Consider the following 25,192-nt stretch of genomic DNA (forward strand, 5'->3'; position numbering starts at 1 on the left):
CGCCCATTCTGAGGAAATTAAGTCCGACGTTGACAGGCCGTAAGTGTTTTCGTTCGTACCACGCTGCCATGGGCTGTGCGGGTCAGCGAAGAACACCTTCACGCCGGATTCGATGGTGAAACGTGCGTGCTCGGACAGCCCCTTGCCACGATCCCAAGTCAACGATCGCCACAAGTGGGCAGGCAGGTCCACCACGGTCTTCTTGAGGGTTCTGTCGCGATAACGAAGTTACGCCGAAGCGAAGCCAGGGGCAGGTTGGTTTTTACGCGGCCAACCCATAGAATTGCTCAGCAGGGGACGCACGGCGTCCCTTGGGGGCAAGCATTTGCCCCGTGCGAATCATGTGTATGGTCTCGATGCCGCCCAGGACAATGCGGGCACCACGGAAATTCTGGAAACCCAGCATCGGTCTGACGCGCCGTTTGATCGCGCGGTGGTCCTGCTCGACAAGGTTGTTCAGGTACTTGCTCTGGCGGATTTCGATGGGCGTCTCGCGCTGGGCGCCCAGCGCCTGCAGCGCGGCGCGGTTCGCCCCGCTTTTGTCAACGGTGACGGTCTTCGGCGTGCCCCGCCCGGCGGTGGCTTTTTCGAAGAACCGGCGCGCGGCGGCGGTATCGCGGCGCGCGCATAGCAGAAAGTCAATGGTGTGGCCCGCCTTGTCCACCGCCCGGTAGAGGTATTTCCACTGGCCTCTGACCCGAATATAGGTCTCGTCTATACGCCAGCTCTCACCGACTGGGCGCAGGCGGCGACGTATCGCTTTCTCGAAAACCGGCAGCCACTTGATCACCCAGCGATGGATCGTCGAGTGGTCCACCGCCACGCCTCGCTCGGCCATCATTTCCTCCAGATCTCGCGAGCTCAGCGAATAGGCTACGTACCAGCGCACGCACTGCAACATAACCTCCAACGGGTAGTGCAACCGCTTCAGGACCTTGGCGACGCCTGCGGGCAGGGCTTTTTCGGCGGTTTGGCTGCGCGCTTCATCGACTGGGTTCCCGGTGCTTGAAACTGTAGAATCTACCTGACTATCCATATTGCGACGGAACCCTTGACGTTGATGCACGGCGCACCGCTCTGCTCCCGACTGCGGCGCAGCAGCGCCCAGACACGGCGGTAGCCGTAGGTGGGAAGGTGCGCCACATGGGCCTGAATCTCCTCGACCAGCCTGGCATCGTTGGTTACGCGGGCACGGCGACCATCGCGCCAGTCGGACGAGCTCGCTTCACCGCCACGGCAGAGCGCGCCACGCCGAGAACTTCGCAGACCGTCTTCATCGGTCGTCCCCCGGCAGCAAGGGCGAGCGCGCAATCAGGTAATGGGATGGTTCGCTCCTCTCACCGGAGCATAATCGACGCTGACGCCGATCCTAACGCTTGGAGGTGTGTCATGAGTCAACGTAACACAAGTTCGGTCGCCCGCATGGGCATCGATATTGGCAAATCAGCGTTTCATGTCGTCGGTCTCGACGACAAGGGAACGCCCGCATTTAAGGGACGCTTCAACCGCGAGCGATTGCTGGAGTTCCTCGCTCGCGCGTCTCCGACAACTATTGGCATGGAGGCTTGCCCTGGGAGCAACTGGCTTGCGCGTAAGGCTCTCGGCTTTGGGCATCAGGTTCGTATCGTCCCTGCGCAATTCGTCAAACCGTTCGTCAAGTCCAATAAGACCGATATCGTCGACGCAGAAGCGATAGCCGAAGCAATTTCTCGACCGACTATGCGCTTTACACAACCAAAGACGGAAGCTCAACTCGACCTGCAAGCACTGCATCGAGTTCGCCAGCGCCTAGTGTCCAGCAAGACGGCCGTCATCAATCAGTCTCGCGCTTTCCTGCTTGAGTATGGCCTGACTATCGGCGTGGGACCTGCGTATTTTGTTCGAGATATGCCAAACATCCTGTCCGACGAGACCAATGGCTTGACGACTGCCATGCGTGGACTTTTACAAGAATTATGGCAAGAGTATCGGTCGATCGAAGCGCGCCTGCTGCAAATGCGGCGCCAGATCGAAGCTATCGCTTCGGCCGACGATGTTGCAACGCGGCTAACCTCCATTCCCGGCATCGCTCATCTGACAGCGACCGCTATTACAGCTTTCTCTGGCACCGGGACCCAATTCAAACCCGGTCGCAATTTTGCTTCATGGCTTGGGCTTGTTCCTCGTGAATTTTCTACAGGAGGGAAACAGAATCTGCTCGGCATTACGAAACGAGGCAACCCTTACCTTCGCAAGCTGTTGGTTCACGGTGCACGTGCATGTGTGCTGCATCTCGATCGGACCAAAGATCATCTAGGAATCTGGATCTCGGCAATCGAGGCAAAGGGGATACACCGGAACAAGGTCATTGTTGCGCTAGCGAACAAACTGGCACGTATCGCGTGGACCATTCTCACCCGAAAAGGAACGTTCTACCTACGGCAGCCAAGGGCCTTGTAGAAAGCCATACTCTCTTCAAGGTTTGCAGACGAGTAATTGATGACGAAACAGAGCAACGGCGTTTGGTAAGCCCGGTTCAAAAAAGCGGCCTTCGTGGCCGGTCCAGGCTATTGGGAACCGAACGCGCATATTCCATCATGGCCTTGCTGCCAAAAGCGGCTGATTCGCGAGAGGCCGGATACATTTACGCAAACTGTCTCGCCTAAAAAACTCGCTTGCAAAACCGGAGCGAACCATACATTTTTGACCGGCCCCATTCCACGGCTTCTTTCAGGATTTCGACCTCCAGCGTCTTCTTCCCGAGTAGCCGTTGCAGTTCCTTGATTTCCTTGATGGCGGCGGCCAGCTCAGATGCCGGCACAACGGTTTCGCCTGCCTTCACCGCGGCCAGACTGCCTTCCTGGTATTGCTTGCGCCAGCCGAACACCTGGTTGGCATTGACGCCGTGCCGACGTGCAACGGCTGACACCGACGCTCCCGGCTCCAATGTTTCCTGCACGATGGCGATTTTTTCTTGCGCCGTGCGCCGACGACGGCGCTCCGGTTCGGTCAGAATTTCGATGCTTTCCACGTAATGACTAGGCTTACTGATAGGCACAAGACTATCCGTTATTTTAAGAGAGTCCTTGTGTCCTCAGATACGTGGGGCCGCTCCAACGGCATCGTCGAGCGGCTGCACAAGACGATGCTCAACGAGCTCTACCGCATCGCCTTTCGTAAGAAAATCTACGACTGCATCGCCGCTTTGCAGGCCGACCTCGATACCTGGCTTGACGAGTACATGATCTTGCCTCGTTTTCACGTACAGCAACTCACGCCGCTTGTAGCATCGTTTCGTAATCACACGGCGTGCGGTACCCGATCGATGAATGGATGCGTTGACGATTGTAAAAGCCTTCGATCCAGTTCATCACATCCAGTCTTGCTTGGGCTCGTGTTTCGTAGCGGCATCGCGACGTCTGCTCGACTTTCAGCGTCTTGAAGAAGCTCTCCATCGGCGCATTATCCCAAGCATTGGCACGCCGGCTCATCGACATGACCATCCCGTACCCCTGAGCAAGCGCGCGGTGCGACCAACTCGCGTATTGCACGCCGCGATCGCTATGTACAATCAAGCCCCGAGGCGGCCGACGTTGCCCGTGCGCAGAGCGCAGCGCCGCACACACGAGCTTGGCATCGATGCGCTCGGACATCGACCACCCAACGATGCGCCGGCTTCCCAGGTCCAGAATGGCCGCCAAATACAACCAGCCTTCGTCCGTCGCTAGGTACGTGATATCCGCGACCCACGCCTGATTCGGCCCCCATCCATCGAAGCGTCGCGCCAGCAGGTTCGGCGCCACCGGCAAGCGGTGAGCCGAGTCTGTTGTCGTCTGCCATGCCCGCCGGTATGCCGGCCGCAAACCTTGACGTATCAAGCTGCGGCGCACGCGCTCTGCGCTCGTCTTCATGCCCTGGGCGGCCAGCGCCTTGACCAGTCTTGGACGGCCGTAGCAGCCGCGGTTCTGCGCGTGCAGACGGGCGACTTCGTCATCGAAGGCAGTCTGTCGCTGCCGCCGCTCGCTTGGCCGCCGTACCCGCCATTGGCAGTAGCCACTGCGCGAGACCCTCAGCACTCGGCACAGACGGCTTACGTCGTATTGGTCGCGGTGAGCGTCGATCCATGCATACTTCACCGCGACCCCTTCGCGAAGTATGCCATCGCTTTTGAGAGGATTTCCACATCGAGTTTCGCACTGGCTAATTCCTTGCGTAGCCGACTGACTTCCGCCTCCAGCTCCGATACGCCGGGCTTGGCGCGGCTCACAGAGGCTGCCGCGCCTGGCGTGGCCGCCCCGCCTTCGCGCTGCTTGTGCGCCCAGTTTCCGAGGGTCGCCATCGGCACCCCCAAACGGCGTGCCGCCTCATTGTGTCCCACCGAATTTGCCAGTCTTGCCGCCTCCACCCGGAACTCATCCGTGTAGCGACGATTCGGTACCCCTTTTTCGCCCATACCCACCTCCGTTCAACAGATTATCCAACTTCTCTGCTGTACGTCGTTTCGAGGCAAGGTCAACAACACGCGGCGAGAACATCAAGGTCGATGGTGCTATGGCAAGACGCCCATGCAGACTTTCCTCGATTCTCTCTCGCTCGCCAAGGAGAAACTCATTCCTCATTCAGCTGCCGTGACCGCTTAATCCTTCCGATTACCTGTCAGTTCAAGTCTCAGCTAATACACATTATCACCGGGTCTGGTGGGTAGCTGGTGATCGCTCTAGGGTTTGGCACGGGATTTGCCGACGCCGTCTGTCACGTGGATGCCGAGACTTGCCACCAGGGATCTTGCAGGCCAATTCACTTTCCGTTATGTGCAAACTGCCATGCAAAACTTTCCGCTTCATTACACTGTCGGTGTTTTCATCGACGGTGACGTCGGCAAAGGTCACCACCATGCCGTCGCCCTCGATCGCAACGGTCGTCGCCTCTACAACACGGCACTGCCTAACACGGAGGTGGCCCATAAGGCCTTTGCCTCGGCCGCCGATCTCGCCGCTGATGCGGGCCTCGCGCCGGTGACCCGGCGCTCGGGCTCCTCGATTCGCGGCGAACATCCCTCTCGGCGGGGCATCAAGGTGCTCAAGCGAGCCCTTTTTCTCTCGGCCTTTGCGGCGTTACGAGACCCGATCTCCGGGCTTACTACACCCGAAAAATCCAGCCGGGTAAGCGCCACAACCAAGCGCTGATTGCGCTGGCGCGCCGGCGCTGCGACGTGCTTTTTGCCATGCTGCGCGACGGCACTTTTTATCAACCCAAGACTGCCCCTAGCGCTTGACGAACTACATAGCCAGGGGGCTGTCCTCCCCGCCACGCACGCGCAAAGCGCCGACGCTTCGTCGCGCGGCCCTACTGAGGCGGGCCTTCGCGGCGGGGATGCACTTCAGGTGTTCGCCCGAGGGGGGGCGTCGACGTGGTAGCCGACAATGATCCCAAGACATTCACAGCGCAACACCGGCTTCACCTCAACCGCCACGACCGTTAACAGCCCGTCTTACCACGTGGAGAAACATCATGTCTGAGATCGAATTGGACGCCATCAAAAGTAAGTTCATCCCGCTCGAGGATATCGCGATGTCGTTCGCGACGAGCATCGTCGATGCATGTGCAGTATGGGGCGAGCGTGGTCGAACAAGTTCCGTATATCACGGCCCTCGGCATCGCCGGACGATCGGATGACGCCCGGGGAGCGATGAGCCCCCTGCCCAGCGTTCGCCGGCGCATAGCCCTGGCGCGGTTGCCGTGATGGACCGTACAACGGTCACGACGCGAGACCCACGTCGCGTCACCAGACCTCGCCTTTCCGCCCCTTGGAGGCGCCTCATGGAAGTCCTATTTTTCAACCTTATCGCGACCCTCAAGGATGCACTCCACACCCTCGCGAGCAACCTGCGCTAACATGCGCACGACACGACCATCACCCTAGATCGCAGACGGCCGGATGACATACGTGAGGCGGCGGGCATAGCCCTCGCTGTGCCACGTCGCGTACCACGGGCCGTGGCCGCGAGACGCTGACGGGCCAGCGAACCCTACGTCACGCTGACAGTACCGCCAGCACAGTCGACGCCGCACCGCAGCCGGTGGACGGTACGCGCCATCGCACACCGACGGGGCCACCGCCGCGTCGGCCCCAAGCCGGCCGCGGGGTAGCCCCTCACGCGTTCGCATGGCGAGCGCGCGAGGCTCATCGCTGCCCAACGCAGGGCGGCCATAGCGCGAAGGGCTCACCCTGCCGAGGCAGGTCCACACATCGTTAAACGAAGCCGACCCCGCATGCCCATCAAGCCTTCGACCCACAGCGCTATTGCCTTCATGACGCGTGTCGCCGTGCAGCAGACGACACAGCCCCGCGACGAGCGCCTGCCCTTGCGGGGCGACCGGTACGCGAACACCAACACCGCAGAATTTCGCCGTCACGTCCGCCTGAAGGGGCCCGCCTGTAAATTCTTTGCGACGTTTCCGTACGGGGCCGCGGTCGCCCCGCAGACGGAAGACGCGCTGGAGGATGCCGCGTCAAGGTGGTGGGATACGCCGAACGCTCACTGGGTGCCAATGGCCTTGGCCCCCAATCCTGACGATTTTGGTCACCTTTGCTGGCGCGAGGTCAAGCAACACGGGGGCGGCAAACCGAGTGAAATGGCCCAGTGGCTGGTGAGCGCGTATCTCGCCGCACGGACGACGCCCTCCGAGGCGTCCTTACCGACGTTCCCGGAGGTGCCCCTGACGCCACGCCTGAGCGGTGAGGAAAACGTCCCGCCGTCGGTGAGAGCGATGGGGCTCTGCTCGCTGCCGCGCTTCATCGAACCGGGACTTGCGGGTCTCGACGAGCATTGCCGACCCTATACGGAGCACATGTTTGACCCCGATCCGGACTATGTGGCGCGGTTAATCGCCGGCATCCACTACGTCGATTCCCCGGACTTTGATATCACCCAATTCGATTGCATTAAACGGCTATACGCCATCGTCGCGCACGGCACTCGGATGTGCATCGCGCCGCGCGCCTTCGTGGTGAGCCCGGTCGACCTGCCAGATCAGGCGGCACAGCAAGCCCACATGGCGCAGTGTGCGAACCACAGCCTATGCTTTGATCGCGTGCACCAACAGTTGCTGATCAAATCGCGGCAAGGGCAAGTGAGTGTGCATCCCTTCAAGACCGACGTCGACCCCGCCCGACAAAAGGCCTTCCTCAAGCGACTGGCCACCCGCCCGAATGACGCGCTAAAACTTGAAATCTTGGTGAACGTGTTTGACGGGGTCACGGCACTGTTGCGCGATCTCGCAACACCCCATCGCGTGGGAATCGCTGCCACGCATGGGCCCGGCTACTCCCAGGCATATTTCCCGGATCATCGATTGCCGCCGGATTTTGCCGAGCGCTCCGCCCCGCCCGAAGAGGACCCTCACCCCCTATGTACGACGTGGATCACCACTTACCGTGGCACGGCGGCGGTCGTCAGCACTGCTTTTAGAAGCGAAGCCCACATGCGAGCCCACTATGAATTTAAGCTAGAAAAATTTGGGATCCGCCACTTGGCGCTGTTCAAGTCGCGGATGCAAACCGCGCTGATCGCCGGGTTTGTGGCGGAAATGGTCAATGCGCATCCCTTTACCGACGGGAACAACCGCGTCTGGACACAAATCGTCTTGCCTCACTTGTTACATCGCTGCGGCAAGTCCGAGACAATTCTGGCGGTCCCCAACGGGTTTGGCGCCGCCGTGCGGTACGCGCTCAATCGTGCCATGGTGCGCAAGCCCGACGCCCCGAAGCCTGAAGACCCCAAATACAATCCCCACTTCCATCCCGACGACTACCTGCCGGTATCGCCCGGCTCCGACGAGTACATGGTGACCATGCAACCTTTTGCGCTGGCCATTGAGGATGGCCAGAACTACTACCAGGCCCTCTGCAAACTGTCCCCCCCGTCGGACGGCCCTATCACACCAGACCGCTGGCTGTGAGCCGCCGGCGGGTGGCGTCCCCAGGCACAGCGCCCACGGCACCGGCACCAGCGCGACGACGGAACGCATGAAGAAGCCCTTCACCCCCCGGTGCTCCGTCACGCACCGGCGCTCGACGCGCCCCGGTGACCATAACCTATCGGGTTCTGTCGCGATAACGAAGTTACGCGGAAGCGAAGCCAGGGGCGCGTTGGTTTTTACGCGGCCAGTGCATAGAATTGCTCAGCAGGGGACGCACGGCGTCCCTTGGGGGCAAGCATTTGCCCCTTGCGAATCAGGTGCATGGTCTCGATGCCGCCCAGGACAATGCGGGCACAACGGAAATTCTGAAAACCCAGCATCGGTCTGAGGCGCCGTTTGATCGCGCGGTGGTCCTGCTCGTCAAGGTTGTTCAGGTAGTTGTTCTGGCGGATTTCGATGGGCGTCTCGCGCTGGGCGCCCAGCGCCTGCAGCGCGGCGCGGTTCGCCCCGCTTTTGTCAACGGTGACGGTCTTGGGCGTGCTCCGCCCGGCGGTGGCTTTTTCGAAGAACCGGCGCGCGGCGGCGGTATCGCGGCGTGCGCATAGCAGAAAATCAATGGTGTGGCCCGCCTTGTCCACCGCCCGGTAGAGGTATTTCCACTGGCCTCTGACCCGTGTCCAGCGACAATTAGATTTGCCGGTTGAAGAGAGCCTGGCCGAGTCTGGTCTGGCTCTTATTTATCGTGCAGCCTCCGCAAGGAGGCCGCATGAAGCAAGACGGAGAAATCAGATTGTTGCTGGAAGAACGACGCAAAGGAACGAGCCAGAAGTTAGCGGCAGCCAGGACCGGCATGAGCGAGCGGACGGGACGCAAATACGAACGCGCCGGCAAGCTGCCGAGCCAGATGAAGACGCCGAGAACGCACCGTACCCGAACCAACCCTTTCCTGACGGATTGGCCGTGGGTCCAGGCGCAACTGCAGCGAGATCCGGCGTTGCAGGCCAAGACGCTGTTTGTCCTGCTCTGCGAGGCGTATCCAGGGCGGTATCGGGAAAACCAGTTACGCACCCTGCAGCGCCATGTGCAGGCGTGGCGTGCGCAAAGCGGTCCGGAGCGGGAGATTATGTTCCCGCAGGAGCATGTTCCGGGGCGGATGGCGCAGTCCGACTTTACTGAGATGAATTCACTCGGAGTGACGATAGCCGGCGCTCCGTTTGAGCATCTTGTGTATCACCTTGTCCTGACGTACTCGAATGTCGAAGCGATCCGCATTGGCTTCTCGGAGAGCTTTGAATCTTTAGCCGAAGGGTTGGAAGCTTGCCTGTGGCAAATCGGAGGTGTTCCGCAATGGCACCGGACCGACAACCTCACGGCTGCGGTGCGAGATCTGGATCGTGACGGCCGGCACGAGTTCACCGCCAATTACGGAGGCTTGCTGAATCACTACGGCATGCAGCCGTCAGCCAATACCGCAGGTTGCGCCAATCAGAACGGCGATGTCGAGCAGCCGCATTTCCGCTTCAAGACTGCGGTAGACCAGGCGCTGCGTGTGCGTGGCAGCCGAGAGTTCGACGATCGTACCGCGTACGAACGGTTTCTGAGCGATTTGGTACGAAGCCGCAACCTGACACGCACACTTCGCTTTGAAGCCGACCGTGCTGCCCTGCGGCCGTTGCCGGCGGCACCGTTGGACTTCACGCGCGAGCTGACAGTCAGGGTGTCGCGTTTTAGACTGATCCGGGTGCTCAACAACCATTACTCCGTGCCGTCGCGCCTGAACGGTGCAAGTCTGAAAGTGCGGGTTCGCTCGGAAACACTGGAGCTGCATCATGGTACTGCGCATGTGCTGACGCTGCCCAGGTTGATTGGCCGCAATCAGCGCCGTATCGACTACCGTCACCTGATCTGGTCTCTGGTACGCAAGCCTGGCGCTTTCGTCAATTATTGCTATCGGGAAGAGTTGTTCCCGACAACCGTCTTCCGGCGCGCTTATGACGCGCTGCTCGAAGGCAAACCTGCCGGGGCCGACAAGGAGTATCTGCGCCTGCTACATCTGGCAGCGAGCACGAGCGAAGCCGAAGTTGAGTGCGCGATCGGGTTGCTTGTGGACCAGCAGCAATTGCCGACGTTCGATGCGGTGCGCGAACTCATTGTAAAAACGACTCCGACCCAGGCACCGGCCATCGATAAGGGCGTCATCGATTTGTCGGGGTACGACCGTCTGATTCCGTCGAGGAGCCAACATGGCCAGTGCGCGCGATGAATTGTTGGCGCTGCTGCGCACCTTGAATCTCTCGGCCATGGGCGAGGCCGTCGAGGCGACGGCGTTGCGCGCGGCCAAGGAAGGATTGACGCATGAGGCGTTCCTGTTGGAGCTCGTGCGCATTGAGCAGGCGGCCAAGGTCGGGCGACGCATCGAACGTTTGCGAAAGCAGGCGGAACTTGCACCAGGCAAGACCTTCCGGGCACTCGACCTGAATTGCTTCGACCCTGCCACCAGGATGCAGATGGAGCGGCTGCAAGCGGCGCATTCCTCAAAGACGCAATCAACGTCGTGGCCGTCGGCCGCCCGGGCTCTGGCAAGAGCCATTTCGCCAGCGCCTTGGGACACACCCTGGTCGAACTTGGTTGCCCGGTACTGTTCTCTCCGACCGCAGACCGCAGCCCTCGTGCAGCGTCTGTTGGCCGCCAAACGCGATCTGCGCCTGCCGCAGGAACTGGCCAAACTCGATCGGTGCGAGTGTCTCATTCTCGATGACATCGCTTACGTCCAGCACGACCGCGACGAAATGGAAGTGCTGTTCACGCTACTGGCCGAGCGTTACGAGCGCCGCAGCGTGGTGATCACCACCAACCTGGTGTTCTCGGAGTGGGAGCGCATTTTTAAGGATCCGATGACGACCATGGCGGCAATTGATCGTGTCGTGCACCACCGCGTCGTGCTCGACCTCATGGACATGGAGAGCTACCGGGCCAACGTCGCTGCCACAAAGCAAGCGGGCTCCGACAAGACTGCGGAGCCGGCATAGGGCGGCAATTCTAGTTGTCGTTACCGGCAAATCTAATTGACGCCAGACAGCCATCAATCTACGCGAGAGCGCGAGCGGCGCATGCAGCGCTTTCGCGACCCAGCGCGCACGCAGGCCTTCCTGTCATGCTGCGGGCCAATCCGGCAGCACTTCGCACTCAAACGCCATTTGCTGCGCGCGACGCTCTTTCGCAAGCAGTTCGCGGTGCGCTTTGCTCAATGGTGGGAATTCACCCACGTGGCCCAAAATCCGTCCAATGTTTTTTGAGACGCGGTGGATTCATGCCTCGGCTTCGACTTACCTCCTTAAGTTGACAGCGCCTTAGGGGCACGTAGATTTATAGTATTTCTTACCATCCTCAACGGCGTCAATCGCAGGTTGCAACGCCTTGACATACTCCGGAGTTCCAGGCTTGGGATTGTCTTTTAGAAAATATCTGACAGCGGAGGCAAACCCATTGGGTACCGCAAGGATCGTATATTTCTGACCACACTCACGCAACAATCGATTCAAAATAATTTGGATCCAAACTCGATTGTTATCGTCAGAACAAATGTGCAAATGTTCCATCTCAGAGACGAATCCAACGATCAAGGATATCTGCACGTCAGGTGTAAAATTTTTCAATTCTGCAATTCGAAATTTTTTTAGATTTGCCTCAAACAATCGCTTGATTTGCTCTTCATTTTTATAACTTGTATTGAACAACGTATACATACCCCATTCGCTGTTTTTATAACTATAAGAAAAACCCTCCTTGCCAACGTCGTGCGGCAGGGAGTTTTGAGCAAAATAATCAGGGTACTTTTGGTTGGGAAAGTACAGTTCGGCGTATCCCGGACCATGTCTGACGGAAACTTTAAGTTTAATATTGTAATCGGGCAAATGATCATCGATTCCTTCAAACAACTCCAACAATTGCTCTCGTTTAAAATAAAATTTCGCGCCCTTTAGGGCGTCAATGAATTCCTTCTTTTTCAACTCAATAATATCTGATTTGAATCTGAACCCAGTATATTCCCAGCCGTTTTCTGGCTGAATAAAAAGCTGTCTAGTTTTAACATTGAAGAAAACGCTTTTTCCTTCAAGATCTTTCACGAAGATTTCCTTTGTCGCAAGGTCCACCAAGGTATCTTGCTCATTCAGCGAATCGTCGGCTGACATTTGCAAGACACGAATGACTGGCTCCGGCATGGACAATGTGGTGTCGTCGTCGAATTTTTTATAGATATTTTTTATGCACTCAAAATTTCTGATGTCAAATTCCTTGGAATCAGCAGCATTCATTGCGTTGCAAAATTTTTCAGCATAATTTTCTCCGAGTTTTTCATCAAATATTCTCTCATTATAAATTCTTTTTTTAATATCTTTATAATGCAGACATGGGTCAGCGAAACCCAGATATTTATATTCGTCTCGCATCGCGGCGAAAAAGTCAGGTAACTCGGTGACGGTCTTGAAAGCCTCACCTGTGCCCATCAGGTTTGACGCTATCGGCGGAAAAAATTGACTCGCTTCGCTAGCGAAGCCCATCTCTGCAAAATATGCTGGCGGGTTTCGTAGGGGATCGCCGTCGGCCGCTTGATTGTCAGTCGTGCCTTGGGTGCCCGTGGTGGCGGTTGTGGTGGTGGCGGTCAAACCTGCCGGTTTCAAATAGTTGTCGAGCATAGTTTATTTGGCAGTGTCGCAGGCACTGTCACGTTATCGGTAAGTTGGCATACGATGAAGCGATGAGAAAACCGAAATCGCTCTATCACGGCCACCGTTTCGCGGCGTTGGTCATCAGCCATGCTGTGCGTTGGTACTTCCGATTTCAGCTCAGCCTGCGCGACATCGAGGAGTTGCTATTCGAGCGCGGGGTGATAGTCAGCTACGAGACGATCCGCCGCTGGTGCGACAAGTTTGGCGCGGGCTTTGCTCACCGGGTCAAAGCGGCACGCCGCAAGCCCGGGAGCACGTGGCACCTCGACGAGATGTTTGTAAGCCTGCGCGGTGAGCCATACCTGCTGTGGCGCGCCGTCGACGAGCATCGCGCGGAACTCGACATCCTGCTGCAGAAGCGGCGCGACAAGGCGGCCGCCAAGCGCTTCTTTAAGCGCGTGCTGCGCTCGAACCCGGTGCCGCACAAGATCGTGACCGATCAACTGCGCAGCTATCCGGCGGCTAAGAAGCTCTAACAAAATGATTTCCTGAGATGGCGCCAGCAGATGATGCAACCAGCCATTTTCAGGAAGGCTTCGTGAATGATTGCGAGGCGCTCGAAGCGGACTCGCAATCGCTTGAAGTTGTGCAGCCACGCGATCGTTCGCTCGACAACCCAACGCGTCTTGCCAAGACCGCTGCCGTGAGGCTCGCCGCGGCGAGCAATCTCGGTGGCGATGCCGACGGCGTGCAGGGGCTTGCGGTACTTGTCGTGGTCGTAGCCGCGATCACCCTGAACGATGTGCGGTTTAGACAAGGGGCGACCGCGCTTGCCTCGGATCGGAGGAATCGCCTCGATCAGTGGCAGCAGTTGGGTAATGTCGTTGCGGTTGGCGCCCGTGAGTATCAGCGACAGTGGAATGCCTTGGGCGTCGGTCAGGACGTGATGCTTTGAACCTGGTCGCGCGCGATCTGTGGGGTTAGGTCCTGTTTTTGACCCGACCCCACTGCCCGGGTAGAAGAGGAATCGACGACTACACGAGACCAGTCGATGCGATCGGCCGCACGGAGCTTGGCCAGAAGTACCTCGTGCAGACGATCCCAGACGCCAGCCTTCTGCCAGGCATGTAGCCGTCGCCAGCAACTCATGCCTGAGCCGCAGCCCATTTCCTGCGGCAGCATTTCCCAAGGGATGCCGGATTGCAGAACGAACAGGATGCCCGTGAGCACGGCACGATCGTCCAGCGGCTTGCGCCCGGGATAGCGGGCGCGCCGAGGCTTCGGTGGCGGCAGCAGTGGCTGGATGATTGCCCACAGTTCGTCGTCGAGTATTGGTTTGGCCATGTCCTTTGCGCAGCGATGACTGCGCAAAGGTTAACAAAAATCACTTTGAGTTAACAGCCCCCGTAAACTCATTTTGTTAGAGATTCTAAAGCCGACATCCCGGCGCTGGTCAACGTCAAGCACGTGTTCGTCAAAGCGGCGGCCCGGGTCAACAACCGCGCGGAGAACAGCCATCAACCGATGCGGGAGCGCGAGCGGCTCATGCGTGGCTTTCGCGACCCAGCGCGCACGCGGGTCTTCCTGTCATGCTTCGGGCCAATCCGGCAGCACCTCGCACTCAAACGCCATTTGCTGCGCGCGACGCTCTTTCGCAAGCAGCTCGCGGTGCGCTTTGCTCAATGGTGGGAATTCATCCACGTGACCCAAAATCCGTCCAATGTTTTTTGAGACGCGGTGGATTCATGCCTCGGCTTCGACTTACCTCCTTAAGTTGACAGCGCCGTCATCGGGCCATTGCCGAACTGCTCAAGCAACTCGGCGGGAATTGCCGGCAGCTCTGCCAGCGAGGCTTTCGGTTTGCGAAGCATACATTCTCCTTGAGAGCATCATATGCCTTGAACACGAAATTACTGACAGGCCCCCCTGTCCGAACAAGTGGCGCCACCTCTGTTTGGCTGCGCGCTTCATCGACTGGGTTCCCGGCGCTCGAAACCTTGGAGTCTACCTGACTACCCCTATTGCGACGGAACCAAATATTTACTTAAAATACTTGGCGCTTGCTTGATGAAATATTCTTGATTTATCGTTCTGCTTACAGATTCAGAAACGCCAAAAGTTGTATTTTTTTCGATATAAAGATTGATTGGGTAGGTCGTGACATAATCAACATAATGATCATAAAGCATGGAAACCTCTACCCATGGATCGATCGCAATCTTATAGATGAAACCATTGATCCTGAGAGTCATGACGCAAAAAGCATGATCTCCATTGGATTTCGTCTCGTATACCTCGGCTTTTATTTCGGCGTTCGCGAAACCTCGTTCTGACAGAAACTGCTTTGCGTTCGACTGGGCGAGCGCGGCTGTCACTAATGCCATCTCAGTACAATCTCCAGTCGAAAATTTCAATGCATCCGTGAGGAGGGTCACGCAAGCAATAGATTTATATCGGGCGAACTCCAATTTTTTTCGAATACCATCTATGACCGTCCCATAAGACTCAGCTTGCGCCAACAATTCATCTCTTCTTTCTCCTTCCGCTTTGTTAGCTTCAACAAATTTTTTCGAGTATGAGTAAGGAAGCAAACGGCTAGCCATCGATTGGCAATACGCGCCGAAGGCGAGGGCGGCGTCGCGTTCTTGTGTACCCGAATGGGAAGCCTGAACCCGATGTGTGGCAACCTTTAGAAGATTTGGAGGCGGTTGCTGCACGGCATCTTGTGGATCTTGGGGACGGGTACGTTCCCAGAGTGCGTTATGGAGCGGACCGGGCGGATCAATATAAATCCCGGCCCAGCCCAATATCCTCGCGACCCCGTAGAGCAGGATATCGACAAGCGTTGTGCCGCGAAGCGTGAGCATAGTTTTGAGAGCAGCGTCAGGCGTCTCCAGACGACAACGCTGCACCTTGCCGCGCAATGCGAACTGCTTCACCCCATCGGCATTGGGAAACACCATGGGCGCTCCCGCTGCGCCACCTCCCGCCTGTTGTATGCGACGATCGGCGCGCTCAAGCCCAAAACCGGTTACAAAATCTATCTTGAGGACCGGCCGGCCCGCGCTTCCGAATTCGATGGTCTGACCGGTGTCATTGACATAGCCCGCCCAATGCGTTGTCTTGTGTACCAGCACTTCACCGTGTGGCTCCAGCGCAATGTGCGTTGCGCTGACTGGCTCCCCCCTCATCCGATTGCCGGTGGCGCCTTGGACGGCGGTCTGTTCCAGCGTCGCGAACTCCCGGTCGCCCAACTGCGCAACAATTTGCATTGCCGCATATTGCGCAGCCTGCGCATCGGCACCATTCCTTTGCAGCGCCGGCACGAGATGCTGGGCGATGTGCACCAGCACCGCCGGACCGAGCTCCTCGGGCGTGAGCTGCGCGTCGCGAATGATCTTGAAATCGATGATCGTGGGTGGGACTTCCCCGGCTCCCGAGATCGTCAAGGGTTCTAGCGGGCGATCTGTGCCGCCGAGAAAGCGATCGGCAAGATAGGCACAGACCTCGGGCAGATTTTTGAATTCTCCAAACTTCGGCTGAGCATTCAGTATTGTGTTGAACAGCGGAACTTGTGGCGCAGAAGAGGCGATGAACCGCATATTCGTCCTGAGGTGTGCAAGTCGACGGCGATAACCACTTCTACCCTACAAAGCGGCGTCTTTCTTTCGAAATTTGGCGGCAGATTGCAAAATCTGTCATCCCCAGGGTCGCTCAGAAAAGGCTCCACCGTTGGGGGCAACCCCCGAAGCCTAATGTCGGCATGCCACTCTACCCCGAACCTACTACTAACATTTTAGAAAGTAAAATCACTTTTGCGATATAGTGTCGAGATGAAATGCAAACGCTTATCCGACGGTCGCAAACTGGACCACCACACCCTCCAGGTCATGCGCCAGCAAGCCGTCAAAGCGGTGCGCGCAGGCGAAGCGGTAGCCAACGTGGCGGCTGCGTACGGCCTGAGTGTTCGCACGATTTTTAGCTGGCTCGCGAAGTTCGCTGACGGCGGGCAAAATGCATTGCTGGCCAAACCGATTTCCGGTCGCCCGCCAAAGATCAGCGCCGACGAAATGCGCTGGATTGCCCAAGCCGTTCGCGAGAACTCCCCGCAACAGTTCAAGTTCGAATTCGGTTTGTGGACATTGTCGCTGATCGGCGAGTTGATCAAACGGCAGTTCGGAAAAACCCTGGCGTTGGCCTCCGTCAGTCGCGTGATGAAACTGCTTGGGTTCTCGGTTCAAAAGCCGCTGTACCAAGCGTGGCAGCAAGATGCCAAGTTAGTCCAGCAGTGGGAAGCCGAAACCTATCCCGCGATCAAAGCCCAGGCCCGTGCCGAAGGTGCCACGATCTACTTCGCCGATGAAGCCGGCATTCGTTCCGATTACCACACCGGCACAACCTGGGCGCCGATTGGACAAACGCCTGTCGTTACCGTGACCGGACGCCGGTTCTCGTTGAATATGATCTCGGCAGTCAGCCCACGCGGCGACTTCCGGTTCATGATTCATGAAGGTTCCGTGAGCTCACGTACCTTCAAAGAATTCCTCACGCGCCTGATGATCGGCGCGACAAAACCCGTGTTCCTCATCGTCGATGGTCATCCCATCCATAAATCCAAGCTCGTCAAAGACTATGTCGCATCGCTCGATGGCCGGCTCAAGCTGTTCTACCTGCCGCCGTACGCACCGCAACTGAACCCGGACGAACAAGTGTGGGCGCATGTCAAACGCCAGGTCAGCCGACGCCTTGTGCAAAACAGCGATGACATGAAAAAACTCGCACTTGGCGCCCTGCGGCGAATCCAAAAACTGCCCGAACTCGTCAAATCGTTCTTCCAACAACCCGAGTGCCAATATGCGGCACAATGAATTTACTTTCTAAAAAGTTAGTAAGTAGTTCGTTTTGGGTATGCCTTTAACGAACTGACAAACTTTGGTACTGTTTGAGTGATCGCGCAGAGCGTAGTGAGACCAGTTCGCCAATTTGACCCTAACAGGACCATGACCCCCTTCGTTCGTGCTTACTGCGCGCTTCCACCAACGACTAGGATGCTCGTAGAGCCCAACATACGCTGGACACCTTGCTCGCGAACGCGGCGTGGTGATATGTGATCGGTGATCGCCCGGCGCTCGTCGATTACGATTTCCAGTTCGTGCTTTAGCGCCTCGATGCGGCCAGTGTCTCGGTTGCGGCCTCCAAGCGGGCCGTTTCGGCAATAGGCGACGGCAGGGTATTCATGGCTAGGCTCTCCATGTCCAAGGATTGATGACGGCCAAGCCGGCAGCGTCGAAAGGTGATGTGTCGCGTGTGGCTACGGCGAAGCCATGGGTCGCCGCTATGCCGGCGATGTAGCCGTCTGCTGGGGCGATGGCTTTTCCGGTCGAGCGCGCACGGGAGCGCAACGTTGCATAGGCTTCCGAGGCGGGAGCGTCGAATGACAAGATGCGACCAGCAAATAGCGGCAGGACACGCTGTTCAAGACGCTCATGAAGCGTGTCGCGGCGTTTACCCTCGGGCAGCACCGCGATGCCAAAGCGCAGCTCGGCAAGGCTGATTGTCGAGAGGTACAGCGTTTCAATCATCTGTGCATCGATCCACGCCAAGACGTTCATATCGCCAGGCGCTTTCAATGGTTCAGAGAGGACGTTAGTATCAAGCAGGATCATTCAAAGCTCACCGGCTCGGCCGGTGTCCTATCACGCTCGACCTCAAGCTCGACGCCGCCTACTTCGTAGCCAATTTCGGCCAGAAGAGAGCCGAGCTTGATTCGGCTCTCAGGGCGAACGGCACTTTCAAGGATTGCCCGAATTTCGGCCTCTGTGCTGCGGCCATGCGTAGCAGCGCGCACGCGCAAGGCACGGTGCGTCTCGTCAGTTAGATTACGAACAGTGACAGATGCCATTGATTTCACCCTCTTTTTCGCGTTGCAATGATATCATTATACTTTCGATGATATCATTTTGCAAGATGTCCGCAAAACGATCGTTAGCCGGCCAACCCGGACAATGTCCGGCAAAGGTTTGTACGACGGGTTTTCGGACATTAAGATAGACGGACGGAATGACGGACCTGAGGGGGTTCTGTCGCGATAACGAAGTTGCGCGGAAGCGAAGCCAGGGGCGCGTTGGTTTTTACGCGGCCAGTGCATAGAATTGCTCAGCAGGGGACGCACGGCGTCCCTTTGGGGCAAGCATCTGCCCCTTGCGAATCAGGTGCATGGCCTCGATGCCGCCCAGGACAATGCGGGCACCACGGAAATTCTGGAAACCCAGCATCGGTCTGACGCGCCGTTTGATCGCGCGGTGGTCCTGCTCGACAAGGTTGTTCAGGTACTTGTTCTGGCGGATTTCGATGGGCGTCTCGCGCTGGGCGCCCAGCGCCTGCAGCGCGGCGCGGTTCGCCCCGCTTTTGTCAACGGTGACGGTCGTCGGCGTGCCCCGCCCGGCGGTGGCTTTTTCGAAGAACCGGCGCGCGGCGGCGGTATCGCGGCGTCCGCATAGCAGAAAGTCGATGGTGTGGCCCGCCTTGTCCACCGCCCGGTAGAGGTATTTCCACTGGCCTCTGCCCTGAATATAGGTCTCGTCTATGCGCCAGCTCTCACCGACTGGGCGCAGGCGGCGACGTATCGCTTTCTCGAAAACCGGCAGCCACTTGATCACCCAGCGATGGATCGTCGAGTGGTCCACCGCCACGCCTCGCTCGGCCATCATTTCCTCCAGATCTCGCGAGCTCAGCGAATAGGCTACGTACCAGCGCACGCACTGCAACATAACCTCCAACGGGTAGTGCAACCACTTCAGGACCTTGGCGATGCCTGCGGGCAGGGCTTTTTCGGCGGTTTGGCTGCGCGCTTCATCGACTGGATTCCCGGCGCTCGAAACCTTGGAGTCTACCTGACTATCCCTATTGCGACGGAACCGCATCAGGGAGGCGAGCGCGCGCCCGACCCCCTCGGGATCCACGCCGTCAAAGGTCTCCGGGGAAAAGATCGTCAGCGCTGACGCCTGCAGACCCTCATGAGCGGCGGTGACCATTCCTTTACGACGGAAGTCAAGCGTAGCTAGTATGGTGCCAAGCGCCTCGGCGCACCCGCGCGGGACTTGGCCCAGGTACCCAGTGGCTCGGGTCGATCCCGCCGGGGGGAGCTGCGAAAAGTGCATCGGAAAGGCCTCGGACATATAGGAGCAAAACCCCTAGATACCATCGTCAGCCGCGCTGGGCTTGCGGATTCTGGCCAAAATATGGGGAAACGGACGAACGCGTTCGCGGGATCGGTGAAACCGGCATGGCGCTCATGCGCCCATACGGGCAGAAAGCTCCGGATATCCGGCATGCCGTAGCGCCCGCCGCGTAGCACCGCGTCGAACCGTGGCGGCAAGTAATGTAAATACCTATTTGAGAATTACTCTCATTTATGGACGGTGACACGGCCCGACGGCAGGCGGATCAGGCCAGGCAGGCCGACGCCGTGCCCTACACCTGCCCTTCTCTCTCGCCCCGCGCCCGGCGACGAGGGTTGCGCGTGCACACACGACAACGGCGATGCCCCGTGCGATGGGCAAGCGCCATGCGCGTGGAGAGTCTGCAGGATCGCCAGTTTGGCCTATGTCGGACGCGCTAAAAACGTTAAGATTGCCGTCAATTTGCCGGTTGCCGCGTCGTCGATGAGGAAGCGGCGAGTAATCGACCGCTTGCGCGGTGCCGACTGGTTTCCCATATGTCGGCCGCTCTATTCCCTGTCGGAGTCCGAAAGGAACTTGATAAAAGAGCGCGCTCAGGCCTGTTTAGCTACCGCGCGAGCCCCGCGGCGGGCCGGTCACCGCAAGCCGAAGCTGAACGAGCAGCAGGTGCGGGGGATCAGGGCGCGGTTACGCGCGCCGGACCTTCAGGTGGCCGAGGTGGCTCGCCGATATGGCGTGGCCCCCCTTTACAAACACGTTGGCGTGGTCGCGCCGCGCCAATGAGGATGAGATGGCATGCTCCAACAACTAGTGTGCTGTCCCAGAAATAACTTTGCATAAGCGGGCCACTTTCTGAAGTATGGAATCGGCTGTCGCGGTCCATACGAACGGCCGCTTGTGCTGGTTGTACTGATCGATATAGCGCTCGATGTCGGTAATGAGTTGGCGTACGTTTCTGAACGAGCCTCGGCGTATCGCCTGCTGCGTAATCAGACCAAACCAGCGTTCAACCTGATTGAGCCAACTCGAGTAGGTCGGCGTGAAGTGCATGTGGTAGCGCGTATGCTTGGCCAACCACGCTTTGATCTTTGGATGCTTGTGTGTCGCATAGTTGTCGACGATCAAATGCACATCGAGATCAGCCGGAACCGCTTGGTCGATATGTTTGAGGAACGCGAGGAATTCTTGGTGCCGGTGGCGCGGCTTGCATTGCGCGATGACTTCGCCCGTTGCTGCATTGAGCGCCGCGAACAAGGTCGTGGTGCCATGCCGAACGTAGTCATGCGTCACTCCTTCGAGATAGCCCAGCCCCATCGGCAACATCGGCTGCGTACGCTCGAGCGCCTGACATTGGCTCTTTTCGTCGACACACAGCACGAGGGCATTGGTCGGCGGACTCAGGTACAGACCCACAATATCGCGCACCTTCTCGACAAAGTACGGATCAGTAGAAAGCTTGAAGCTCTTCGAACGATGAGGCTGCACGCCAAACAACGACAGATACCGGGCCACCGAACTCTTCGAAATACCCGTTTGCGCGGCAGCGCAGCGCACACTCCAGTGCGTTGCGCCAGCCGGCTTCTCATGCAGAACCTTCGCCAACAACTCGGCCACTGCTTCGTCGTCATGTGCGCGCGGTCGGCCCGGGCGGGCTTCATCATGCAGACCGGCAAGGCCATGCGCGACAAACCGTTTCTTCCAGTGCGTGATCGCCGGTGACGTCACTTCGCACCGCATTGCGATTTCCTGGTTCGTATGACCGTCAGCGGCCATCAAGACGATCTTTGCCCGACGGACCAGGGAATGAGGCAGCGAACGAGAGCGGCTCATCGATAACAATTGTTCTCGCTCCAGTTCCGACATCACAATCTCGATTCCTTTGCGCCCCATGATCACCTCCAGTCCACCATAACTCGATCATAAGGCAAGGATATGTTACATAAAGTTATTTTTGGGACAGCGCACTAGATACCGCTGATCGCGTTCGCCGCGACGTGGCTCCGCGCATTGCCCAGAGGCGCAAATCTGCGCTGGGTCAGTTCATGACGCCTGCGAGTGTGGCGCGCTTTATGGCGAGCCTGTTTCCCCCCAGTACCCTGCAGACCTGTCGCTTGCTGGACCCAGGTGCGGGTGTCGGTGCCCTCTCCTGCGCCTTCCTCGATCGCTGGCTTGCCGGTGGCTTCGGATTCAAGGCCGTCGAAGCGACGGCTTATGAAGTGGACGCGACGCTGCGCGCACACCTTAGCCAGCACCTGAGGAGTTACAGTCAGGTCAAGGCCGAAGTTTTCGCCGAGGATTACATCGAACGGGCAAGCGCCGAGGGTGGGCTCGATAAGGGCTACACCCACGCGATCCTCAATCCGCCCTACAAGAAGATCAGCAGCCATTCACCCCACCGGCTGGCGCTGCGCTCGGTCGGTATTGAGACGGTGAACCTGTATTCGGCCTTCGTCGCGCTGGCCGTGGCCCAGGCCGCCCCGGGCGGCCAGATTGTGGCGATTCTCCCGCGCAGCTTTTGCGACGGGCCGTACTACCGCCCGTTCCGTCACTTCATTTTTGCGCGGGCCGCCATCTGCCACATACACCTCTTCGGGGCGCGCAACAAGGCATTCAAGGACGATGAGGTGTTGCAAGAGAACGTTATCATCCGCCTTGAACGAGGCGGCCAGCAGGGGCCCGTGACGATCACCACGTCGAGCGACGACAGTTTCACCGACCTTGTCACGCACGAGCACCCGTTCGAGCGAATCGTGTTGCCGGATGACCCCGAGCAGTTTATCCATGTCCTCACCACAACCGGCAAAAGCGCCATCGAGCGAGCGTCAGCGGTGCGCTATTCGCTGGCTGATCTGGGCCTTAAGGTGTCGACCGGGCCCGTGGTGGACTTTCGCGTCAAAGCCCACTTGCGCGACATGCCCGAAGCAGGCACAGCGCCGCTGATCTACCCCGGACATCTAAGCGGCGCCGTCACGCGGTGGCCCGTGCCGGGCTTGAAAAAGCCGAACGCGATCGTGCGCTGCGCCGAGACGGAAAAGTGGCTGTATCCCAACGGCTTCTATTGTGTAGTGCGCCGGTTCTCATCGAAAGAAGAGAAGCGCCGCGTGGTGGCGAGCGTGGTAGATCCTGCGGCCTTTGGCAAGCATACCCGGCTGGGCTTCGAGAACCATGTGAATCTCATTCACGAGGACAAGCGCGGCTTGCCGGAGTTGCTCGCCCGAGGGCTCGCCGTGTTCCTGAATAGCACCGCCGTGGACGAGAGCTTTCGCCGCTTTAACGGCCACACACAAGTCAACGCCACTGATCTGAAGCTGATGGAGTACCCAAGCCGTGAGGCGCTGATCGGGCTGGGGACGTGGGCCAAGCAGCACCGCGAAGTCTCCCAAGAAGTGATCGATGCGGAACTCGCGAAATTGACAGCATGACCGACAAGGAAAATGACCACATCGAGGCCGCCCACCAGATCATCATTTCCCTGGGCTTACCCCGGGCGCAGCAAAACGAGCGCTCAGCCCTCGCGCTGCTGGCGCTGCTGAACCTCACGCCAGACAAGACGTGGGCTGATGCAGGAAACCCACTTGTCGGCATCACCCCCCTCATGGATTGGGCCCGCGAGCACTACGGCAAGGGGTACGCGCCGAACACGCGCGAGACCTTCCGCCGCCAGACCTTGCACCAGTTCTGCGACGCTGGCGTGGCGCGCTACAACCCGGATAAACCCGACCGTGCGGTCAACAGCCCCAAGGCCGTCTATCAAATTGAACCCGCCGCGCTCAAGCTGCTGCGCAGCTTTGGCAGCGAACGGTGGCACGCCAACCTCACCGCCTATCTGGCCGGGCGCGAAACGCTGGTGGCCAAGTACGCGAAGATGCGCACGCAGACCCGCATCCCTGTTGAGGTTGCTCCAGGCAAGGCAATCACGCTCAGTCCTGGCGAACATAGCGAACTGATCCGAGCCATCATTGAGGACTTCGCGCCTCGCTTTGCGCCCGGTAGCGTGCTGGTCTATGCCGGGGACACCGGTCATAAATGGGGCTACTTCGACGCGGCGCTGCTCGCCGAGCTGGGCGTGACTGTGGACGCGCACGGCAAGATGCCCGATGTGGTGTTGCACTTCACCGAGAACAATTGGCTGCTCCTGGTGGAGTCCGTCACCAGTCACGGCCCGGTCGATGGCAAGCGCCACGCCGAACTCGCCAGACTCTTCGCGGATTCCAAGGCCGGGCTGGTGTTTGTGACGGCCTTCCCGAATCGCGCCGTCATGGGCCGATATCTCGGCGACATCGCATGGGAGACGGAGGTATGGGTGGCCGATGCGCCATCGCACCTGATTCACTTCAACGGTGTGCGCTTTCTCGGCCCCTACGCAAGCCAATAGCGTCCGGGGGCCAAGCGGTTTCCAGAATTTCCGTTGTGCCCGCATCGTCCTGGGCGGCATCGAGACCATGCACATGAGTCGCAAGGGGCAGATGCTTGCCTCCCCTGCTGAGCAATTCTATGCGTTGGTCGCGTAAAAACCAATGCGCCCCTGGCTTCGCTTCGGCGTAACTTCGTTATCGCGACTGAACTCCTTGGCGATGCCTGCGAGCAAGGGCTTAATTGGCGTAAGCGAGTCCCGAGCACCGTCTCGACGGTCGGAGGATAAATTGCCAGAGTAGAGCCCACCACTTCAAGTAGCGGGGACTACTTTGACCACAGAGGCACCGAAGAGAATCGGCCGCAAAGGCGTGCCGAATCATCCCATCGAATTCCGTCGGCAACTGGCAACGCTCGCCTGTGAGCCTGGCGTGTCGGTCGCACGCTTAGCGATGGAACACGGCCTGAACGCGAACCTGGTCTTCAAATGGCGCCGTTCGTTGCGCGCTGGCGAATATGATTCGATGAGCCTGCTGCCGGTCAAAGTGGAAACGCCAGCGACCGAGATCGCACTACCGGCGCCGACGCCAGTGCCGAGACCCGCGCCGACCGGCACCATCGAAATCAGCGTTGGCCATGCCCGCGTACGCATTGACGGCGTGCCCGATGAGAGCACGTTGACGCTGGTGCTTCGACTGTTGCGCGGCGGATCTGCATGATCGGCCTGCCCAGTCGCACGCGAGTCTGGCTGGCAGCAGGCGTGACCGACATGCGCTGCGGTTTCAACATGTTGGCGGCCAAGGTCCAGACCATATTGGAGCGAGATCCGTTCAGCGGTCACGTGTTTGTGTTCCGGGGCCGGCGCGGCGACCTGGTCAAGGTGCTGTGGTGGAGCGGCGATGGTATGTGCCTGCTGATGAAGCGGCTTGAGCGCGGTCGTTTCGTCTGGCCGCGCGCTGATGGCGGCGTGGTCTGCCTGAGCCAAGCCCAGCTGTCGATGCTGCTCGAAGGCATCGATTGGCGGCAGCCGGTCCGCACCACTGAACCGAGTTCAGCGTTGTAAACCATCCAGCGCCCGCGTAAACT

19 protein-coding genes and 12 pseudogenes are annotated in these 25,192 nt (G+C 58.7%); 18 read left to right on the top strand and 13 right to left on the bottom strand.

What is annotated here, in order from left to right:
• Positions 1–33: 33 nt before the first annotated feature.
• The 3 genes and pseudogenes from AB870_RS27255 to AB870_RS26025 form a co-directional block, all read right to left on the bottom strand.
• Positions 34–192, bottom strand: a pseudogene (locus AB870_RS27255) (transposase); the annotation flags it as partial.
• A 70-nt stretch (positions 193–262) separates the two neighbouring features.
• Positions 263–1,036, bottom strand: a complete 774-nt coding sequence (locus AB870_RS24305; protein ID WP_047909200.1) for an IS6 family transposase — start codon at positions 1,034–1,036, stop codon at positions 263–265.
• Between the two features lie 14 nt (positions 1,037–1,050).
• Positions 1,051–1,316 (bottom strand): annotated as a pseudogene (locus AB870_RS26025) (IS3 family transposase); the annotation flags it as partial.
• Between the two features lie 73 nt (positions 1,317–1,389).
• Here AB870_RS26025 and AB870_RS24310 point away from each other — a divergent pair.
• Complete coding sequence (locus tag AB870_RS24310) at positions 1,390–2,439, top strand: IS110 family RNA-guided transposase (RefSeq protein WP_047909201.1); 1,050 nt, start codon at positions 1,390–1,392, stop codon at positions 2,437–2,439.
• Positions 2,440–2,668: 229 nt separating this feature from the next.
• Here AB870_RS24310 and AB870_RS24315 read toward each other — a convergent pair.
• Positions 2,669–3,037 (bottom strand): annotated as a pseudogene (locus AB870_RS24315) (transposase); the annotation flags it as partial.
• A gap of 51 nt (positions 3,038–3,088) precedes the next feature.
• Here AB870_RS24315 and AB870_RS27260 point away from each other — a divergent pair.
• A pseudogene (locus tag AB870_RS27260) lies at positions 3,089–3,220 on the top strand (IS481 family transposase); the annotation flags it as partial.
• A gap of 31 nt (positions 3,221–3,251) precedes the next feature.
• On the opposite strand, the gene AB870_RS24320 reads toward AB870_RS27260, so the two are convergent.
• Positions 3,252–4,432, bottom strand: a protein-coding gene (locus tag AB870_RS24320) for an IS3 family transposase (RefSeq protein WP_157112526.1) whose coding sequence is annotated in 2 segments (ribosomal slippage) — positions 3,252–4,150 and positions 4,150–4,432 — 1,182 coding nt in all. Because the reading frame shifts where the segments join, the coding sequence is not laid out codon by codon here.
• Positions 4,433–4,496: 64 nt separating this feature from the next.
• Here AB870_RS24320 and AB870_RS27610 point away from each other — a divergent pair.
• The 4 genes and pseudogenes from AB870_RS27610 to AB870_RS24335 form a co-directional block, all read left to right on the top strand.
• A pseudogene (locus tag AB870_RS27610) lies at positions 4,497–4,619 on the top strand (IS481 family transposase); the annotation flags it as partial.
• A 309-nt stretch (positions 4,620–4,928) separates the two neighbouring features.
• A pseudogene (locus AB870_RS26030) lies at positions 4,929–5,254 on the top strand (transposase); the annotation flags it as partial.
• Between the two features lie 236 nt (positions 5,255–5,490).
• Positions 5,491–5,655: a hypothetical protein gene (locus AB870_RS26660; RefSeq protein ID WP_157112527.1), complete on the top strand. Its 165-nt coding sequence runs from the start codon at positions 5,491–5,493 to the stop codon at positions 5,653–5,655.
• 597 nt (positions 5,656–6,252) lie between these two features.
• Positions 6,253–7,941 carry a hypothetical protein gene (locus AB870_RS24335; RefSeq protein ID WP_047909205.1) on the top strand — a complete coding sequence of 563 codons (1,689 nt, stop codon included), beginning with the start codon at positions 6,253–6,255 and terminating at the stop codon, positions 7,939–7,941.
• 197 nt (positions 7,942–8,138) lie between these two features.
• Here AB870_RS24335 and AB870_RS24340 read toward each other — a convergent pair.
• Positions 8,139–8,582: pseudogene (locus AB870_RS24340) on the bottom strand (IS6 family transposase); the annotation flags it as partial.
• A gap of 86 nt (positions 8,583–8,668) precedes the next feature.
• Here AB870_RS24340 and istA point away from each other — a divergent pair.
• The 3 genes and pseudogenes from istA to AB870_RS24355 all read left to right on the top strand — a co-directional run.
• Positions 8,669–10,165 (top strand): IS21 family transposase, encoded by a 1,497-nt coding sequence (istA, locus tag AB870_RS24345; protein WP_047909206.1) that lies wholly within the window; start codon positions 8,669–8,671, stop codon positions 10,163–10,165.
• Positions 10,146–10,931 carry an ATP-binding protein gene (locus tag AB870_RS27700; protein WP_472462568.1) on the top strand — a complete coding sequence of 262 codons (786 nt, stop codon included), beginning with the start codon at positions 10,146–10,148 and terminating at the stop codon, positions 10,929–10,931. Before istA ends, AB870_RS27700 begins: the two co-directional genes overlap by 20 nt.
• Before the next feature lie 45 nt (positions 10,932–10,976).
• Positions 10,977–11,198 (top strand): annotated as a pseudogene (locus AB870_RS24355) (IS6 family transposase); the annotation flags it as partial.
• Between the two features lie 54 nt (positions 11,199–11,252).
• Here AB870_RS24355 and AB870_RS24360 read toward each other — a convergent pair.
• A complete protein-coding gene (locus tag AB870_RS24360; RefSeq protein WP_064674960.1) occupies positions 11,253–12,599 on the bottom strand; it encodes a hypothetical protein in 1,347 nt (448 codons plus the stop codon).
• 62 nt (positions 12,600–12,661) lie between these two features.
• On the opposite strand from AB870_RS24360, the pseudogene AB870_RS24365 reads away from it, so the two are divergent.
• Positions 12,662–13,099: pseudogene (locus AB870_RS24365) on the top strand (IS6 family transposase); the annotation flags it as partial.
• 5 nt (positions 13,100–13,104) lie between these two features.
• Here the strand turns inward: AB870_RS24365 and AB870_RS26035 are convergent.
• Positions 13,105–13,916 (bottom strand): IS5 family transposase gene (locus AB870_RS26035; protein ID WP_418303913.1). Its coding sequence is split into 2 segments (ribosomal slippage): positions 13,105–13,589 and positions 13,589–13,916, totalling 813 coding nucleotides; the frame shifts between segments, so codons are not numbered across the junction.
• 84 nt (positions 13,917–14,000) lie between these two features.
• Between AB870_RS26035 and AB870_RS24380 the strand changes: the two are divergent.
• Positions 14,001–14,303, top strand: a pseudogene (locus tag AB870_RS24380) (IS6 family transposase); the annotation flags it as partial.
• A gap of 287 nt (positions 14,304–14,590) precedes the next feature.
• Here the strand turns inward: AB870_RS24380 and AB870_RS24385 are convergent.
• Positions 14,591–16,174, bottom strand: a complete 1,584-nt coding sequence (locus AB870_RS24385; RefSeq protein ID WP_047909212.1) for a hypothetical protein — start codon at positions 16,172–16,174, stop codon at positions 14,591–14,593.
• A gap of 231 nt (positions 16,175–16,405) precedes the next feature.
• Between AB870_RS24385 and AB870_RS24390 the strand changes: the two genes are divergently transcribed.
• Positions 16,406–17,440 (top strand): IS630 family transposase, encoded by a 1,035-nt coding sequence (locus tag AB870_RS24390; protein ID WP_047906187.1) that lies wholly within the window; start codon positions 16,406–16,408, stop codon positions 17,438–17,440.
• A gap of 372 nt (positions 17,441–17,812) precedes the next feature.
• On the opposite strand, the gene AB870_RS24395 is transcribed toward AB870_RS24390, so the two are convergent.
• The 3 genes from AB870_RS24395 to AB870_RS24405 form a co-directional block, all read right to left on the bottom strand.
• Positions 17,813–18,238, bottom strand: a complete 426-nt coding sequence (locus AB870_RS24395; RefSeq protein WP_047909213.1) for a type II toxin-antitoxin system VapC family toxin — start codon at positions 18,236–18,238, stop codon at positions 17,813–17,815.
• On the bottom strand, positions 18,235–18,474 hold the full coding sequence (locus AB870_RS24400; RefSeq protein ID WP_047909214.1) for a FitA-like ribbon-helix-helix domain-containing protein: 240 nt from the start codon (positions 18,472–18,474) through the stop codon (positions 18,235–18,237). The genes AB870_RS24395 and AB870_RS24400 overlap by 4 nt, the downstream gene beginning before the upstream one ends.
• Before the next feature lie 229 nt (positions 18,475–18,703).
• Positions 18,704–19,396, bottom strand: a complete 693-nt coding sequence (locus tag AB870_RS24405) for an IS6 family transposase (protein ID WP_047909397.1) — start codon at positions 19,394–19,396, stop codon at positions 18,704–18,706.
• A 909-nt stretch (positions 19,397–20,305) separates the two neighbouring features.
• Here AB870_RS24405 and AB870_RS27265 point away from each other — a divergent pair.
• Positions 20,306–20,536, top strand: a pseudogene (locus AB870_RS27265) (recombinase family protein); the annotation flags it as partial.
• 24 nt (positions 20,537–20,560) lie between these two features.
• Here the strand turns inward: AB870_RS27265 and AB870_RS24415 are convergent.
• Positions 20,561–21,643 carry an IS630 family transposase gene (locus AB870_RS24415; protein WP_047906396.1) on the bottom strand — a complete coding sequence of 361 codons (1,083 nt, stop codon included), beginning with the start codon at positions 21,641–21,643 and terminating at the stop codon, positions 20,561–20,563.
• Positions 21,644–21,822: 179 nt separating this feature from the next.
• Between AB870_RS24415 and AB870_RS24420 the strand changes: the two genes are divergently transcribed.
• From AB870_RS24420 to tnpB, 5 genes and pseudogenes are all read left to right on the top strand, one after another.
• Positions 21,823–23,175, top strand: a complete 1,353-nt coding sequence (locus tag AB870_RS24420; RefSeq protein ID WP_237170167.1) for an Eco57I restriction-modification methylase domain-containing protein — start codon at positions 21,823–21,825, stop codon at positions 23,173–23,175.
• Positions 23,172–24,128 (top strand): BsuBI/PstI family type II restriction endonuclease, encoded by a 957-nt coding sequence (locus AB870_RS24425; RefSeq protein ID WP_047909216.1) that lies wholly within the window; start codon positions 23,172–23,174, stop codon positions 24,126–24,128. Before AB870_RS24420 ends, AB870_RS24425 begins: the two co-directional genes overlap by 4 nt.
• A gap of 16 nt (positions 24,129–24,144) precedes the next feature.
• Positions 24,145–24,264: pseudogene (locus AB870_RS26920) on the top strand (IS6 family transposase); the annotation flags it as partial.
• Positions 24,265–24,438: 174 nt separating this feature from the next.
• Entirely contained in the window at positions 24,439–24,825 is a 387-nt protein-coding gene (tnpA, locus tag AB870_RS24430) for an IS66-like element accessory protein TnpA (protein ID WP_047909217.1), read from the top strand.
• On the top strand, positions 24,822–25,169 hold the full coding sequence (tnpB, locus tag AB870_RS24435) for an IS66 family insertion sequence element accessory protein TnpB (protein WP_047909218.1): 348 nt from the start codon (positions 24,822–24,824) through the stop codon (positions 25,167–25,169). Before tnpA ends, tnpB begins: the two co-directional genes overlap by 4 nt.
• Positions 25,170–25,192: the final 23 nt, after the last annotated feature.

This window comes from Pandoraea faecigallinarum (assembly GCF_001029105.3).
Lineage (GTDB): Bacteria > Pseudomonadota > Gammaproteobacteria > Burkholderiales > Burkholderiaceae > Pandoraea > Pandoraea faecigallinarum.

Excerpts from the sequence above, each read along its gene's own strand:
- AB870_RS24305 (WP_047909200.1), bottom strand. The coding sequence starts at position 1,036 with ATGGATAGTCAGGTAGATTCTACAGTTTCAAGCACCGGGAACCCAGTC.
- AB870_RS24310 (WP_047909201.1), top strand. The coding sequence starts at position 1,390 with ATGAGTCAACGTAACACAAGTTCGGTCGCCCGCATGGGCATCGATATT.
- AB870_RS26660 (WP_157112527.1), top strand. The coding sequence starts at position 5,491 with ATGTCTGAGATCGAATTGGACGCCATCAAAAGTAAGTTCATCCCGCTC.
- AB870_RS24335 (WP_047909205.1), top strand. The coding sequence starts at position 6,253 with ATGCCCATCAAGCCTTCGACCCACAGCGCTATTGCCTTCATGACGCGT.
- istA (WP_047909206.1), top strand. The coding sequence starts at position 8,669 with ATGAAGCAAGACGGAGAAATCAGATTGTTGCTGGAAGAACGACGCAAA.
- AB870_RS27700 (WP_472462568.1), top strand. The coding sequence starts at position 10,146 with ATGGCCAGTGCGCGCGATGAATTGTTGGCGCTGCTGCGCACCTTGAAT.
- AB870_RS24360 (WP_064674960.1), bottom strand. The coding sequence starts at position 12,599 with ATGCTCGACAACTATTTGAAACCGGCAGGTTTGACCGCCACCACCACA.
- AB870_RS24385 (WP_047909212.1), bottom strand. The coding sequence starts at position 16,174 with ATGCGGTTCATCGCCTCTTCTGCGCCACAAGTTCCGCTGTTCAACACA.
- AB870_RS24390 (WP_047906187.1), top strand. The coding sequence starts at position 16,406 with ATGAAATGCAAACGCTTATCCGACGGTCGCAAACTGGACCACCACACC.
- AB870_RS24395 (WP_047909213.1), bottom strand. The coding sequence starts at position 18,238 with ATGATCCTGCTTGATACTAACGTCCTCTCTGAACCATTGAAAGCGCCT.
- AB870_RS24400 (WP_047909214.1), bottom strand. The coding sequence starts at position 18,474 with ATGGCATCTGTCACTGTTCGTAATCTAACTGACGAGACGCACCGTGCC.
- AB870_RS24415 (WP_047906396.1), bottom strand. The coding sequence starts at position 21,643 with ATGGGGCGCAAAGGAATCGAGATTGTGATGTCGGAACTGGAGCGAGAA.
- AB870_RS24420 (WP_237170167.1), top strand. The coding sequence starts at position 21,823 with ATGGCGAGCCTGTTTCCCCCCAGTACCCTGCAGACCTGTCGCTTGCTG.
- AB870_RS24425 (WP_047909216.1), top strand. The coding sequence starts at position 23,172 with ATGACCGACAAGGAAAATGACCACATCGAGGCCGCCCACCAGATCATC.
- tnpB (WP_047909218.1), top strand. The coding sequence starts at position 24,822 with ATGATCGGCCTGCCCAGTCGCACGCGAGTCTGGCTGGCAGCAGGCGTG.